Here is a 14062-nt window from a genome sequence, read left to right as displayed (position 1 = left end):
GAATCCAGCCTGTGGTTGCAATGCGCTCATTGTAGCGCTGCGCGTTCGCCGGGCATGGCCCGGCGGATGTTCGCGCGACACCAGACGCAGAAAGGCCGCCCGGAGGCGGCCCTTCTGTTTCAAGCAGCCGGCCAGCGGCCGGCTCTACAGAATCGTCTGCCAGAGGCAGTCGATCTTATTTCACCAGCTTGGCGATGGCAGCACCCAGGTCGCCCGGCGAGCGGACGGTGACAACACCAGCGGCTTCCATGGCAGCGAACTTGCCTTCAGCAGTGCCCTTGCCGCCCGAGGCGATCGCACCGGCGTGGCCCATGCGCTTGCCGGCCGGAGCCGACGCACCGGCGATGAAACCGACAACCGGCTTCTTCACGAACTGCTTGATGTACTCGGCACCGGCTTCTTCAGCGTCACCGCCGATTTCGCCGACCATGATGATGCCTTCGGTCTGCGGGTCTTCGTTGAACAGCTTCAGGCAGTCGACGAAGTTCAGGCCGTTGATCGGGTCACCACCGATGCCGATGCAGGTGGACTGGCCCAGGCCGACTTCGGTGGTCTGCTTGACCGCTTCATAGGTCAGGGTGCCCGAACGCGACACGATGCCGATCTTGCCCGGCTTGTGGATGTGGCCCGGCATGATGCCGATCTTGCACTCACCCGGGGTGATGACGCCCGGGCAGTTCGGCCCGATCAGCACGGTGTCCGGATGCGAACGGGTCAGCACGTTCTTGACGCGCAGCATGTCCAGCACCGGGATGCCTTCGGTGATGCAGACGATGACCTTGATGCCGGCAGCAGCGGCTTCCAGGATCGCGTCAGCCGCGTACGGCGGCGGCACGTAGATGACCGAAGCGTTGGCGCCGGTGCTCTGCACGGCGTCGGCAACGGTGTTGAAGACCGGCAGGTCGATGTGGGTGGTGCCACCCTTGCCCGGGGTCACGCCGCCAACAACCTGGGTGCCGTACTCGATCATCTGAGTGGCGTGGAAGGTGCCCTGCTGGCCGGTGAAGCCCTGCACGATCACCTTGGTGTTCTTGTTAATCAAAACAGACATGGGAATTCCTTGGTGTCGAATCAGGCAGCGTTCTTGACAGCTTCAACGATCTTCTTGGCGCCATCGTTGATGTTGTCAGCCGGGATGATGGCCATGCCGCTGTCACGCAGCAGCTGCTTGCCTTCTTCCACGTTGGTGCCTTCCAGGCGCACCACGACCGGAACCTTGACGCCCACTTCCTTCACGGCGGCGATGATGCCTTCGGCAATCATGTCGCAGCGGACGATGCCGCCGAAGATGTTGACGAAGATGCCTTCGACCTTGTCCGAGGACAGGATCAGCTTGAAGGCTTCGATGACGCGCTGCTTGTTGGCACCGCCGCCCACGTCCAGGAAGTTCGCCGGCTCGCCGCCGTTGAGCTTGATGACGTCCATGGTGGCCATGGCCAGGCCTGCGCCGTTGACCATGCAGCCGATGTTGCCGTCCATGGTGACGTAGTTGATGTCCAGCTCCGAAGCGATCACTTCGGTCGGATCTTCCTGGGTCTTGTCGCGCATGGCGACCAGGGCCTTCTGGCGGAACGCGGCGTTGTCGTCGCTGTCGAACTTGCCGTCCAGCGCGTACAGGTTGCCGTCGTCCAGGATGGCCAGCGGGTTGATTTCAACCAGCGCCAGGTCCTTTTCGTTGAACAGGCGGTACAGGTTCACCATGATGCTGGCGAACTGGCCGGCCTGCTTGGCGGTCAGGCCCAGCTTGAAGCCGAAATCACGGCCGTGGTAACCCTGCACGCCTTCGACGAAGTCGACGTTCAGCGAGTGGATCAGCTCCGGGGTTTCAGCAGCGACCTGCTCGATCTCCACGCCGCCTTCCGAAGAGGCGATGTAGGTGATGGTCTTGGTGCCACGGTCAACCAGCACCGACAGGTACAGTTCCTTGACGATCTCGCCAGCGGTGGTCACCAGCACCAGGTTGACCGGCAGTTCAACGCCAGCGGTCTGGTAGGTGGCCATCTTGGTGCCGAGCATCTTGGCCGCAGCGGCCTTCACGTCGTCGGTGGTCTTGCAGAACTTGACGCCGCCAGCCTTGCCGCGGCCGCCAGCGTGGATCTGCGCCTTGACCATCCAGGGGCCCTGGCCCAGGGAGTTGGCAGCGGCAACCGCTTCGTCCGGGGTCGCAGCGACCTTGCCGGCCGGGACCGGGATGCCGTACTCGGCAAGCAGTTGTTTTGACTGGTATTCGTGGAAATTCATGCGTCACCGTGGGAATAGGAACGACCGCACGCAATTCCTCAGGGCCCCGGCGGGGCGCCGGCATGGACCGCGGCGGGCCCACTATTGTGGCCGAGCCAGCGCCGGGGCGCAAAGAAGTCTGTACAAAACGCCAGACCCGGCCAGATTTCCACCATCATTCAGGCAGTTGCGCCCCGCCCGACGCTGGCCACCGGTATCCACAGCGGGCCAAATGCGCGATCCGGGTGGCTCCGGCGGCGTCCTGCCGGGGGCCCTATACTGGTCGTATCGAGCAAACTCGACGCCACATCGACGCGACGTGCCGGCCGGCTTCAGGGGACGCCAGGCAGGCCCGCCGCAGATTCCAGACCCAGGCAGCCAGAAGGGGAGTTCCGGCGTGTCACCCAGTGCTTCATTGATCGACCGCATCGAATCGATTCCGCGGCGTGAGCTGTACTTCTTCGCGCTGTACCGGGTACTGATCGCCGCAGTCATCGCCGGCCTGCTGTACAGCCCGTTGTCGGCCATGGTCGGCGAAGCCCATCACCCGCGCCTGGCCGATACCGTCGCGGCCATCTACCTGCTGCTGTCGCTGCTGGCCCTGGCCATCGGTCGCAACGAACGCTGGCTGCGCCCGATCGTGGTCAGCGGCGTACTGGTGGACATCGTCGCCGCCACCCTGCTATCGCATGCCCTGCCCGGTGCCAGCGCCGGCATCTCGATGTCGCTGCTGTTCAATATCGCCGCCGCCGCCACGCTGCTGCCACTGAGCTGGGGCCTGGGCCTGGCGATCGCCGCCAGCGTGGCCACCGGTACCGAATACCTCTGGAAAGTACTGGAAGGCGGCGACCCCACCCGCACCCTGGCCGAACTGGCGATGTTCGCCACCAGCTACCTGGCGCTGGCCTTCATCAGCTTCCAGGTGGGCAACCGCGCGCGCCGCAACCAGCAGCTGGCCAACCAGCGCGGCGATGAAGTAGCCAACCTGTTCCAGATCAACGAACTGATCATCCGCCGCATGCGTACCGGCGTGCTGGTGGTGGATGCCGACAGTCGCATCACCCTGGCCAACGAAGCCGCCTCGATGCTGCTGGGCGACAGCGATGGCAATGGCGAAAGCGGGCGCCTGGACCTGACCAGCGCCGCGCCGGAACTGGCCCGCCGCCTGCAGCGCTGGCGTAACGGCTGGGCGCAGGACGAACTGCCGCTGCAGCTCAACCCCGACCAGCCCGAGGTACAACCGCGCTTTGCCCGCCTGCTGGCCGGCAGCGAACTGGCGCTGGTGTTCCTGGATGACTCCAGCGTGGTCTCGCGCCGCGCCGAATCACTCACCCTGTCGGCGATGGGGCGCTTCTCGGCCAGCCTGGCGCACGAGATCCGCAACCCGCTGGCGGCGATCAACTACGCCGTGCAGTTGCTGGAGGAAGGTACCGGCTTCAACGAAAGCGACCGCCGCCTGCTGCAGATCATCCGCCAGCAGTGCCAGCGCACCAACGGCATCGTCGAGAGCGTGCTGGGCCTGGCCCGGCGCGAGCGCGCCACCCCCGAGAACGTGGACCTGGCCGCGTTCGTGCGCCGCTTCGTGCTGGAGTACAAGCAGGGGCAGACGCTGGAGACCGACAGCATCGAGCCGATCATCAACGACAGTTCGGTGATGGCCCAGGTCGATGCGAAGCATCTCTACCAGGTGCTGACCGTGCTGGTGCACAACGCCCTGAAGTACGGCCGCATCGGCCAGCAGCCCGCACGCGTGCGGCTGCGTGTGGCGCAGCACGAGCGCAGCGCGGTGATCGACGTGATGGACCGTGGCCCGGGTATTCCAGAGAGCGTGGCCGCGCAACTGTTCCGGCCGTTCTTCACCACCTCCGAGCATGGCACCGGCCTGGGCCTGTATATCGCCCGCGAACTGTGCCGGGCCAACCAGGCACGGCTGGACTACATTCCGGTGCCGGCGGGCGGCTCCTGCTTCCGCCTGGTGCTGCCCGGCCCGCACACGCTGTTGCCCACCTGATTCCGATTCTGTGCGTCAAACATTTGTCGCTTCCAGCCCCCTCGTTTATCTTTCACGCCCATGAACGAAACCCGCAGCGCCCTCGTCGTCGACGATGAACGCGACATCCGCGAACTGCTGGTACTGACCCTCGGCCGCATGGGGCTGCGTATCAGTACCGCCGCCAACCTGGCCGAAGCGCGCGAGCTGCTGGCCAGCAATCCGTACGACCTGTGCATCACCGACATGCGGCTGCCCGATGGCAACGGCATCGAACTGGTCAGCGAGATTGCCCAGCACTACCCGCGCACGCCGGTGGCGATGATCACCGCCTTCGGCAGCATGGATCTGGCCGTGGAAGCACTGAAGGCCGGTGCCTTCGACTTCGTCAGCAAGCCGGTGGATATCGCCGTCCTGCGCGGACTGGTCAAGCATGCACTGGAACTCAACAACGCCGAACGCCCGCAGCCCGGGCCCAACGCCGAACAGGGCGCACGCCTGCTGGGCGCTTCGCCGGCCATGGACGTGCTGCGCACCACCATCGGCAAGGTCGCGCGCAGCCAGGCGCCGGTCTACATCCTGGGTGAGTCCGGCGTTGGCAAGGAACTGGTCGCACGCACCATCCACGCCCAGGGCGCGCGCGCGGCCGGACCGTTCATTCCGGTCAACTGCGGCGCCATTCCCGGCGAGCTGATGGAAAGCGAGTTCTTCGGCCATCGCAAGGGCAGCTTCAGCGGCGCCCATGCCGACAAGCCCGGCCTGTTCCAGGCCGCACACGGCGGCACCCTGTTCCTGGACGAAGTGGCCGAGCTGCCGCTGCAGATGCAGGTGAAACTGCTGCGTGCGATCCAGGAGAAGTCGGTGCGGCCGGTCGGTGCAGCCAACGAAGAACCGGTGGACGTGCGCATCCTCTCTGCCACCCACCGCGATCTGGCCGAACTGGTCGAGGACGGGCGTTTCCGCCACGACCTCTACTACCGCATCAACGTGATCGAACTGAGGGTGCCGCCGCTGCGCGAGCGCCGCCAGGACCTGCCGGAGCTGGCCGCGGCAGTGCTGGCACGACTGGCCCGCAGCCACGGCCGCGCCACCCCGCTGCTGGCGCCGTCGGCGCTGGAGGCACTGGCCCAGTACGCCTTCCCCGGCAACGTGCGCGAACTGGAGAACATCCTGGAACGGGCGCTGGCGCTGGCCGAGGAAGACTGCATCGGTGCAGACGACCTGCGCCTGCCGCAGCATGCTCCGCGCGTCCCCGGCGGTGCCGCTCCTGTCGAAGCCGTGGCCGACCTGCAGCCTGGCAGCGCTGCCCTGCCCTCGTACATCGAGCAGCTCGAGCGCAGCGCCATCCAGCGCGCGCTGGAAGAGAACCGCTGGAACAAGACCCGCACCGCCGCACAGCTGGGCATCACCTTCCGTGCGCTGCGCTACAAGCTGAAGAAGCTGGGGATGGAGTAAGGACCGGGTCGGATCCCTTTCCGCAGGAAAGGGCTCTGACCCGATGCGCGGCACCCCATCCACGCATGGCGTGGATCCACCTACCAACCTGGCAGGGCCGGCCGCTGGCCGGCAACCTCACACATCCCGGATCCACGCATGGCGTGGATCTACTGTCGGGCCGAGCCCATGCTCGGCTGCTGTTCGGGCATTGAGCCGAGCATGGCTCGGCTCTACAGAAAGCCGCGCGGCATCAATCCTTGGTCACGCGATTGATCTCGGCCAGGCTGGTCACGCCTGCCGCCGCCTTCTTCAATGCCGACTGCCGCAGGTCATTCACCCCGATCTGCTGCGCTGCTTCCGCAATCTGCAGCGCGTTGCCGCCAGCCAGCACGATGGTGGCGATCTCATCAGTCATCGGCATCACCTGGTAGATACCGGTACGGCCCTTGTAGCCCTCGGTGCACTCATCGCAGCCCACCGCTTCATACAGCTCGATGCCCGCGTCCAGCTGCGCCTGGGTAAAGCCCTCGGCCAGCAGCGCATGCTCCGGCAGGGTCGAGCGCCGCTTGCAGTTGCCGCACAGGCGGCGTGCCAGGCGCTGGGCGATCACCAGCGTCACCGAGCTGGTGATGTTGTACGGCGCGATGCCCATGTTCATCAAGCGCGCGATGGTCTGCGGCGCGTCGTTGGTATGCAGCGTGGACAGCACCATGTGGCCGGTCTGCGCCGCCTTGATCGCGATCTCGGCCGTCTCCAGGTCGCGGATTTCGCCAACCATGATGATGTCCGGGTCCTGGCGCAGGAACGAGCGCAGCGCCGCAGCAAAGGTCATGCCGCGCTTGTTGTTCTGCTGCACCTGGTTGACGCCGGGCAGGCGGATTTCCACCGGGTCTTCGGCGGTGGAGATGTTGCGCGTCTCGTCGTTGAGGATGCCCAGCGCGGTATACAGCGACACGGTCTTGCCCGAGCCGGTCGGGCCGGTCACCAGCACCATGCCGTACGGCTTGTGGATGGCATCCTGGAACAGCTTCTGCTGGTCCGGCTCGTAGCCCAGCTTGTCGATGCCCAGCTTGGCCGCGCTGCCATCGAGGATACGCAGTACCACCTTCTCGCCGAACAGGGTCGGCAGCGTGCTGACGCGGAAGTCGATCTGCTTGCTCTTGGACAGGTTGAGCTTGATGCGCCCGTCCTGCGGCACGCGCTTCTCGGCGATATCCAGCTGCGCCATCACCTTCAGGCGCGCGGCGATGCGCTGATTCAACTTCACCGGCGCGCGCGCGACCATCTTCAGCAGGCCGTCGATGCGCAGGCGCACACGGTAATCGTCTTCGTAGGGCTCGAAATGGATGTCCGATGCACCCTTGCGGATCGCATCGACCAGCACCTTGTTGACGAACTTCACCACTGGGGTGTCGTCGCCCTTGGCGTCGATGCCGGAGTCGCCACTGCTGGTGCCGAGATCTTCGTCACCGGCCGCGACATCCAGGTTTCCCATACCGTCGTCGTCACTGCCCAGCGCGTTGCCAATGGTGTCGTGGCTGGCGTGCCACTGTTCCAGCGTGCGGCGGATCTGGTCCTCGTCCACCAGGATCGGCTCCACCACCAGGTTGGTGTGGAACTTGATCTCGTCCAGCGAGTGGGTCGGGTTGCTGGTGCCGACAAACAGCTTGCCACCCCGTTTGAACAGCGGCAGCACGTTGTGCTTGCGCAGCAGCTCCTCGCTGACCAGGCTCATCGCATTCTGGCTGGCATCGAAGGTAGAGACGTCGAACAGCGGCATGCCGAACTCGACCGCATTCGCGGCGGCCAGCTGCGAGGCATTGACCAGCTTGTTCTGCGCGAACCACGTGGGCAACGGCTGGCGGGCCGCGGCGGCCTTGGCCATAGCGTCGCGGGCGCTGGCCTCATCCAGGGCCCCATCCTGGACCAGGCGACGGGCCAGGCCGGTGATGCCGACAAGGTTGGCGGTGGTTACGGCATTCATAGAAATCCTTGGCTCATGGGTCTGGCAGCGCCGGGCACCTTCCAGGGGCACGGCACCGGGCAGCAGAACCTGCCACGACCCAACGGCCAATGGCATCGCCAATCCATGAGCAACACTGCCTTGCCCGGCACTCCCAGCCTGGCAGACACGATCCTGACTCCCCCGGGGATGATAGCCCCGTCAAGGGTCGGCCTACATCCCAGCAGAGCGCTGAAGTGTGATCAGCAGCCCGTTGGGCGATATCGCGCTTCGAAGGCGCTGCCGTCGCAGGTCCAGATGCCGTCGGCGGCTCGCTTCAGGAACAGGATCTTTCCTTTCACAGGGGGCGCTCCCGAGACAGTGCAGCCGATACTTGCTACCCCAGCATCGTCAAGTACTGCGGTCATCACAGTGCATCGAGAAGTGGGGTACAGGCCAACAAAGTCCGCATCGACCAGATCTGCGTTACGACTATCCTGTGCTACAGATTCCACCGTGGTCTTGCCGGGCCGAATATCGGCCAAGGCAGCCGTAACCTGCGATCTGGCGACGTAGGTTTGATACACCGGAACGGCAATTGCGGTCAGAACCGAGATGATCGCAACTACGATCATGAGTTCAATCAAAGTAAAGCCGGCATGCCTACGCATCGCGCCTCCCCATAGGCTCGAACAGAATTACCCACAAACTAAGAAGGCCCCGACTATGCGGGGCCTTCCTTCACTCATTGCTACGTATCAACCCTGGCAGGTGGCCGGAGCGTACTTCGGCTTGTCAGCAGCGATCAGGTCGGACTTGCAAGTCCAGTTACCGTTGGCATCGCGATCCAAGGTGATCTTCTTGCCAAGCACCTTCGGGTTACCCAGCAGTTCGCACTCGATCTTGCCAACGCCCTTGTCATCCGGCGCAGTGGCAGTGATCTTGCAACGATCACTGTTCTTCAGACCAAGATTAGCGACAGTGGTGTACTCAGTGGCGGTGGTCACACCATCGTTAACCTTGGTTTCGTAAGCAGTCTTGCCGGCCGAAACTTCAGCCATGCCAGCGGTGAACTGCGACTTGGCCACATAGTTCTGGTACTGCGGCAGCGCAATGGCAGCCAGGATAGCGATGATCGCGACAACGATCATCAGTTCGATAAGGGTGAAGCCCTTCTGGTTCTTCATATTGGTACATCCCCAAGATAGTGGTGGTTGATTTCAGAAGGCAGGATCGATCCGGCCGGAGTCGGTTGAGCGGGCTCCTGCCCCCTGCGGGTGGATCAACGCAGGTTGCGTGCCAACCCGGCACGTCTCCCCCTGGATTTCCCCGCGCCCATGATGGCAGCAATTTGGCGGATGGGAACCCCCTGAATGAGAATCTGCGATGGACGCGGCAATGTGACGCAGTGCGTCACCTTTGGTCGGCACCCGGCACGAAATTGCTAGCCGGGATGCTGACAACCTGCCCAGACGGCAATGAACCCGTTACCATCCACGGCTAGACGCCCGCCTGGGGATGGCGGGTCTTGGGGAGCCAACATGTCTGTCAGTCGCAGTGCGATCAAGAAGGAGCCCGTGGTGCGAAGCACCACGGAGTTGCAGCCGTTTGTCTGGGAGGGGACCGACAAGCGGGGTATGAAGATGAAGGGGGAGCAGGTCGCAAAGAACGCGAATCTGCTTCGGGCAGAGCTGCGACGTCAGGGCATAAATCCTGGCACAGTCAAACCCAAGCCCAAACCTTTGTTCGGCGCGGCCGGCAGCAAGATATCGTCAAAGGACATCGCGTTCTTCAGCCGACAGATGGCGACCATGATGAAGTCCGGCGTTCCTATCGTCGGCGCCTTGGACATCATCGGAAGCGGTCATAAGAACCCGCGCATGAAGAAGATGGTGGATACGGTTCGGACAGATATCGAGGGAGGCTCTTCACTCTATGAAGCAGTCAGCAGGCACCCGGTGCAGTTTGACGACCTCTACCGCAATCTGGTCCGCGCTGGCGAAGGCGCCGGCGTGCTGGAGACGGTGCTCGACACCGTCGCCACCTATAAGGAGAACATTGAGTCTCTGAAGGGCAAGATCAAGAAGGCGCTGTTCTATCCGGTCATGGTGCTGGCAGTGGCCTTGATTGTCAGCGGCATCCTGCTTGTATGGGTGGTGCCGCAGTTCGAAGACGTGTTCAAAGGCTTCGGCGCAGAACTGCCTGCTTTCACCCAGATCATCGTCAATCTGTCGCGGTTCATGGTGTCGTGGTGGTGGTTGATGGTACTGATACTGGCCGCCGCAGTTGTAACCTTCATCGCGGCTTATAAGCGCTCGCCCAAGATGCGGCACTCCATGGACAGGTTGATCCTGAAGGTGCCTGTTATCGGGCAGATCATGCACAACAGCGCCATCGCCCGCTTCTCCCGCACCACCGCCGTGACCTTCAAGGCAGGCGTACCTTTGGTGGAGGCATTGGGCATCGTCGCTGGCGCCACCGGCAACAAGGTCTATGAAGAATCCGTGCTGCGCATGCGGGACGATGTCTCGGTGGGCTACCCGGTCAACATGGCCATGAAGCAGACCAACCTGTTCCCGCACATGGTCATCCAGATGACCGGCATCGGCGAAGAGGCCGGCGCCCTGGACGCCATGCTGTTCAAGGTGGCCGAGTATTATGAACAGGAGGTCAGTAATGCGGTCGATGCCTTGAGCAGCTTGCTTGAACCGATGATCATGGTATTCATTGGCACCATCGTCGGCGGCATCGTTGTCGGCATGTACCTGCCCATCTTCAAACTCGGCGCCGTCGTCGGCTAAAGGTATCAATGGCTTTTCTCGACCAGCATCCCGGCCTCGGCTACCCCGCCGCGGCCGCCCTGGGACTGCTGCTGGGCAGTTTCCTCAACGTTGTCATCCTGCGGCTGCCCAAGCGGCTGGAGTGGCAGTGGAAGCGCGATGCGCGCGAAGTCCTGGAGGAACCGGACTTCTATGAACCACCCCCTCCAGGGATCGTGGTCGAGCCGTCACACTGCCCGCACTGCAAGCACAAGCTGAGCTGGTACGAGAACATCCCGCTGTTCAGCTGGATCATCCAGGGCGGCAAGTGCCGGCACTGCAAGGCGCCGATCTCGCTGCAGTACCCGCTGGTGGAGGCGCTGACCTCGGTGCTGGTGCTGGCCTGCGTCTGGCAGTTCGGCTTCGGCTGGCAGGGCTTCGGCGCCATCGTGCTGACCTGCTTCCTGATCGCCCTGTCCGGCATCGACCTGCGCACGCAGTTGTTACCTGACCAGTTGACCCTGCCGCTGATGTGGCTGGGGCTGATAGGCAGCATCGACAACCTGTACATGCCGGCCAAGCCCGCCCTGGTGGGTGCGGCGGTGGGTTACCTGTCGCTGTGGACGGTCTGGTGGCTGTTCAAGCAGCTGACCGGCAAGGAAGGCATGGGCCATGGCGATTTCAAGCTGCTGGCCGCACTGGGCGCCTGGTGCGGGTTGAAGGGCATCCTGCCGATCATCCTGCTGTCGTCGGTGCTGGGCGCAATCATCGGCTCGATCTGGCTGTACAGCCGGGGCCGTGACCGTGCCACACCGATCCCGTTCGGCCCCTACCTGGCCGTCGCCGGCTGGTTGTACTTCATGTGGGGCGCTCCCGTGGTGGAGCAGTACCTGGTGTTGAGCGGGCTGCGCTGAGGGGAATCCCCATGAGCCGCTATGTGGTGGGACTGACCGGCGGCATCGCCTCCGGCAAGAGTGAAGTGACCCGGCGCTTCGAGGCGCTGGGGATCGTGGTGGCCGACGCCGATCTGGCCGCACGGGCCGTGGTCGCCGCCGGCAGCCCAGCCTTGGCCCGCATCGCCGAGCGTTTCGGCGCCGACATGCTGCTGGCCGATGGCGGCCTGGACCGGGCCCGGCTGCGCGCCCACGTGTTTGCCGACCCGGCCGAGCGGACGGCGTTGGAGGCCATCACCCACCCGGCCATCCGCCTGCTGATGCAGCAGCAGTGCGAGCAGGCCGAGAGCCCCTATGCGATTGCTGCCATTCCGCTGCTGACCGAGGTGGGTGGGCGAAAAGCCTACCCCTGGCTGGACCGGGTGTTGCTGGTGGATGCGCCGGAAGCCGTCCAGCACGCCCGGCTGATGCAGCGCGATGGAATTGATGCCGCACTGGCTGACAGCATGATTGCTGCGCAGGCCAGCCGCGCGCAGCGCTTGGCGCTGGCCGATGATGTGGTGGTCAACGACGGACAGCCGGAGGACCTGCAGGTGCAGGTGGAACGGCTGCATGCGCGGTATCTGGAGTTGGCTGGGGGTTGAGGCCTGGTTGCCGGCCAGCGGCCGGCACTACCGAAGTGCATCCACGCATGGCGTGGATCTACCAGGTGCCGCGATATGGATCTACTGTAGAGCCGAGCCCATGCTCGGCTCCGGGAGCCCAAGGCAGCCGAGCACGGGCTCGGCTCTACATCGGCGGCACCTACCGCTTACAAAGGCTTCGGCGAGAACGTCAGGGTGGCGATCACGCCGCGTTCGCCGCCGGGGCGCACGCTCACCTGCCAGCCGTACAGATCGCACAGGCGGCTGACGATCGACAGGCCGATACCTCCGCCCTGCGAGTGGCCGGCATGGGTGCCGCGGTAGCCACGCTGGAACAGCTTGGCCGCGTCTTCCTCACTCAGGCCCGGGCCACTGTCGGTCACCGACACCGAGTTGGTGCCGACGAACACGCGTACTTCGCCATCCTGCGAGTACTTCACCGCATTGCCGATCAGGTTGCCCAGCGCCACCGACAGGGCGGCTTCGGGGGCATCGATCACCAGGTTGCGCTCGCCTTCCAGCAGCAACTCCAGCGGCTTGCCGCCCAGCTGCGCGCGGTGTGCATCGAGCAGCTGCTCGGCCACGCGGGCCACGTTGCTGGTGCCCTGCCCGCGCTCGTTGCGCGACAGCAGCAGCAGCGCGCCGATCAGGTCGCTGCACTGCTGTTCGGCGCGCTGGATGCGCTGCAGGCGCTGCAGCACCTTTTCGTCCAGGCCGGGCCGGGTCAGCAGCAGTTCGGTAGCGCCACGGATCACCGCCAGCGGCGTGCGCAGTTCGTGGCTGACGTCGGCGTTGAACTCACGGTCGCGCTGCACCACTTCGGTCAGCCGCGAGGAATAGTCGTCCAGCGCCTGTGCCAGCTGCCCCACTTCGTCGTCGGGGAAGCGTGGCGCCAGGGGTTCCGGGTCACTGGTGCCGCCGCGATAGGCACGCAGCCGCGCGGCCAGGTCCGACACCGGCTTCATCACCTTCGACGCCGACCACCAGCCCAGCACCAGCGACAGCACACTGAACACCAGCACCGACAGCACCAGCGCGCGGTTGAGCTGCTTGCCACCGCGCACGCTGTCGGTCATGTCATAGGCGAGGAAGAACCAGGCGTCAGGCGTCTTGCGTACCGCCAGCTTGTAGGAATACGCCTCGCCGTGCTCATCACCGCTGACGCTGTGGATGCCATCGGAGAAGCCGGCCCATTGCGCGCGCTCTTCGCGCACCCGGTCGAATTTGTCCTTGGAGTACGCGTACGCCTTGATCTGCAGCACGGGGGCATCCGGGTTGTGGCCCGGATGTTCGTAATAGCGCCGCGCGTACTCGTCGATGTTGCGGTTCATCAACTCTTCCACCAGCTGGTTTTCCACGCGAAGGCGGGCCCAGTTGGTGGCGAACGCGAACAGTGTTGTCAGGCAGAAGCCCAACAACACGAACGACACGATGATGCGGCTGCGCAGGCGCCGCCGATACGGCGTACGCCGGCGCTCCCCCTTGGCTGCCACGGAATCAGGCTTCCGGGGTGGCGATGCGGTATCCGATGCCATGGCGGGTCTGGATCAGCGGCACTTCAAACGGCTTGTCGACCACCGCACGCAGGCCATGGATATGCACGCGCAGCGAATCGGAGTCGGGCAGTTCCTCGCCCCACACGCGGGTTTCCAGCTCCTGGCGGGTCACCACGGCCGGGGCCGCTTCCATCAGCGCCTGCAGGATCTTCAGCGCGGTCGGGTTGAGCTGCAGCAGCTTGCCCTGGCGGCGCACTTCCAGCGTATCCAGGTTGTATTCCAGGTCGCCGGTTTCCAGCACGCGGGTCTGCACGCCCTTGCCGCGACGCGACAGGGCGTTCAGACGCACTTCCACTTCCTGCAGCGCGAACGGCTTGATCAGGTAGTCGTCGGCACCGGAATCGAAACCCGCCAGCTTGTTGTCCAGCGAATCGCGGGCGGTCAGCATCAGTACCGGGGTCTGCTTGCGCGCTTCATTGCGCAGCTTGCGGCACACTTCGATGCCGTCCATGCCTGGCAGGTTGAGATCCAGCACGATCGCGTCGAACTCGTGCACCACGGCCAGATGCAGGCCGGTGACCCCGTCAGCGGCGAAGTCCACCGTATGCCCGCGGTCCTCCAGGTAGTCGCCCAGGTTGGCCGCAATGTCGCTGTTGTCTTCGATTACCAGGATTCTCACTG

At 64.4% G+C, this 14062-nt stretch carries 12 protein-coding genes; 5 read left to right on the top strand and 7 right to left on the bottom strand.

The features are described from left to right. Window positions 1–175 precede the first annotated feature (175 nt). Together sucD and sucC are read right to left on the bottom strand one after the other, a co-directional pair. Window positions 176–1051, bottom strand: coding sequence for a succinate--CoA ligase subunit alpha (gene sucD / locus AC0Z6F_RS17955; RefSeq protein ID WP_012511927.1), 876 nt, complete (start codon window positions 1049–1051; stop codon window positions 176–178). 20 nt (window positions 1052–1071) lie between these two features. Further along, a complete protein-coding gene (sucC, locus tag AC0Z6F_RS17950) occupies window positions 1072–2241 on the bottom strand; it encodes an ADP-forming succinate--CoA ligase subunit beta (RefSeq protein WP_004154430.1) in 1170 nt (389 codons plus the stop codon). A gap of 376 nt (window positions 2242–2617) precedes the next feature. Between sucC and AC0Z6F_RS17945 the strand changes: the two genes are divergently transcribed. Both AC0Z6F_RS17945 and AC0Z6F_RS17940 read left to right on the top strand, forming a co-directional pair. Further along, window positions 2618–4231: a sensor histidine kinase gene (locus AC0Z6F_RS17945; RefSeq protein WP_032972469.1), complete on the top strand. Its 1614-nt coding sequence runs from the start codon at window positions 2618–2620 to the stop codon at window positions 4229–4231. 60 nt (window positions 4232–4291) lie between these two features. Further along, window positions 4292–5665 carry a sigma-54-dependent transcriptional regulator gene (locus AC0Z6F_RS17940; protein ID WP_006387002.1) on the top strand — a complete coding sequence of 458 codons (1374 nt, stop codon included), beginning with the start codon at window positions 4292–4294 and terminating at the stop codon, window positions 5663–5665. Window positions 5666–5897: 232 nt separating this feature from the next. On the opposite strand, the gene pilB is transcribed toward AC0Z6F_RS17940, so the two are convergent. The 3 genes from pilB to AC0Z6F_RS17925 all read right to left on the bottom strand — a co-directional run bounded on the left by pilB (window position 5898) and on the right by AC0Z6F_RS17925 (window position 8776). Continuing rightward, complete coding sequence (pilB, locus tag AC0Z6F_RS17935; RefSeq protein WP_485616983.1) at window positions 5898–7631, bottom strand: type IV-A pilus assembly ATPase PilB; 1734 nt, start codon at window positions 7629–7631, stop codon at window positions 5898–5900. 221 nt (window positions 7632–7852) lie between these two features. Continuing rightward, window positions 7853–8260, bottom strand: coding sequence for a pilin (locus AC0Z6F_RS17930; protein WP_485616982.1), 408 nt, complete (start codon window positions 8258–8260; stop codon window positions 7853–7855). A gap of 87 nt (window positions 8261–8347) precedes the next feature. Further along, the gene (locus AC0Z6F_RS17925) at window positions 8348–8776 is read right to left on the bottom strand and encodes a pilin (RefSeq protein WP_485616981.1); all 429 of its coding nucleotides are present in this window, start codon (window positions 8774–8776) and stop codon (window positions 8348–8350) included. Window positions 8777–9130: 354 nt separating this feature from the next. Between AC0Z6F_RS17925 and AC0Z6F_RS17920 the strand changes: the two genes are divergently transcribed. The 3 genes from AC0Z6F_RS17920 to coaE are packed head-to-tail and all read left to right on the top strand — an operon-like array spanning window position 9131 to window position 11885. Continuing rightward, window positions 9131–10390: a type II secretion system F family protein gene (locus tag AC0Z6F_RS17920; protein ID WP_485616980.1), complete on the top strand. Its 1260-nt coding sequence runs from the start codon at window positions 9131–9133 to the stop codon at window positions 10388–10390. A gap of 8 nt (window positions 10391–10398) precedes the next feature. Next, the gene (locus tag AC0Z6F_RS17915; protein ID WP_485616979.1) at window positions 10399–11262 is read left to right on the top strand and encodes a prepilin peptidase; all 864 of its coding nucleotides are present in this window, start codon (window positions 10399–10401) and stop codon (window positions 11260–11262) included. A gap of 11 nt (window positions 11263–11273) precedes the next feature. Further along, window positions 11274–11885, top strand: a complete 612-nt coding sequence (gene coaE, locus AC0Z6F_RS17910; protein ID WP_197584991.1) for a dephospho-CoA kinase — start codon at window positions 11274–11276, stop codon at window positions 11883–11885. A 167-nt stretch (window positions 11886–12052) separates the two neighbouring features. Here the strand turns inward: coaE and AC0Z6F_RS17905 are convergent, their stop codons facing one another. Both AC0Z6F_RS17905 and AC0Z6F_RS17900 read right to left on the bottom strand, forming a co-directional pair. Next, window positions 12053–13420 carry a sensor histidine kinase gene (locus tag AC0Z6F_RS17905; protein WP_012511942.1) on the bottom strand — a complete coding sequence of 456 codons (1368 nt, stop codon included), beginning with the start codon at window positions 13418–13420 and terminating at the stop codon, window positions 12053–12055. Continuing rightward, window positions 13383–14060: a response regulator transcription factor gene (locus AC0Z6F_RS17900; protein WP_005410804.1), complete on the bottom strand. Its 678-nt coding sequence runs from the start codon at window positions 14058–14060 to the stop codon at window positions 13383–13385. Before AC0Z6F_RS17900 ends, AC0Z6F_RS17905 begins: the two co-directional genes overlap by 38 nt. Window positions 14061–14062 lie beyond the last annotated feature (2 nt).

The organism is Stenotrophomonas sp. 1L-E-5-B-C3, from assembly GCF_057292075.1.
Note: the sequence above shows the minus strand (reverse complement) of the source record. Positions and strands in the feature narration are given on the sequence as shown.